The sequence below is a fragment of the Erythrobacter donghaensis genome (assembly GCF_001557325.1).
Taxonomy (GTDB): Bacteria; Pseudomonadota; Alphaproteobacteria; order Sphingomonadales; family Sphingomonadaceae; genus Erythrobacter; species Erythrobacter donghaensis_B.
The window spans coordinates 1-590 of the sequence record NZ_LSJS01000265.1; the positions used below are offsets into that span (position 1 = coordinate 1).

Annotated in this window: 1 pseudogene; it reads right to left on the bottom strand. The window is 62.2% G+C overall.

The window, feature by feature from the left end:
- Positions 1–23 precede the first annotated feature (23 nt).
- Positions 24–590, bottom strand: a pseudogene (locus AX692_RS15285) (TrwC protein); the annotation flags it as partial.

Consider the following 590-nt stretch of genomic DNA (forward strand, 5'->3'; position numbering starts at 1 on the left):
GGACGCATGGGGACAGCAGGTCGCTAGATGCCGATCTCGAATGGCTTGGTGATCGACCGGTCAAGCTCTGGCGGCTTGCGTTCCGGTGCAAGATCGACACGATCTTTGGCCTGCCCTTTGGACGCAGCGTCGCGGAGGAGATCGACCGTTTCCAGCGCAGAGTGCTTCATACCGGTATTGCGCTCGACCGCCGCTTCAAGCTTGCCAGCATTGTCGACATAGAGGGTGAGGCCATCGCGCAGCCGTGTGATCGTGACCAGAAACGTCTGCTGGTTGGCCAGATTGCGCTCGCGGCTGTCCATGACCGCAATGCCGCGATCGGAGGTCAGCCCCTGCGCCATATGGGCATTGAGTGCATAGGCGAGATCGAGACGGCGGAGCATCGGGTCGCCCTGCTCCAGCCTGTGCTCTGCGCCCAAGGATGTCTTCACCACGACAGCCTCTTTGTCGACTGCGACAACGCGGGCCTGGTCGGCATTGAGCAGGCCGCGCTGGTGATCAGTCTCTGTCCACCGGATCTTGTCGCCGGTGTAAATGTCGAGGGCGCGGACTTCGAACAGGCGCAGCGGATCCTGCTCACCTTGCGGCCT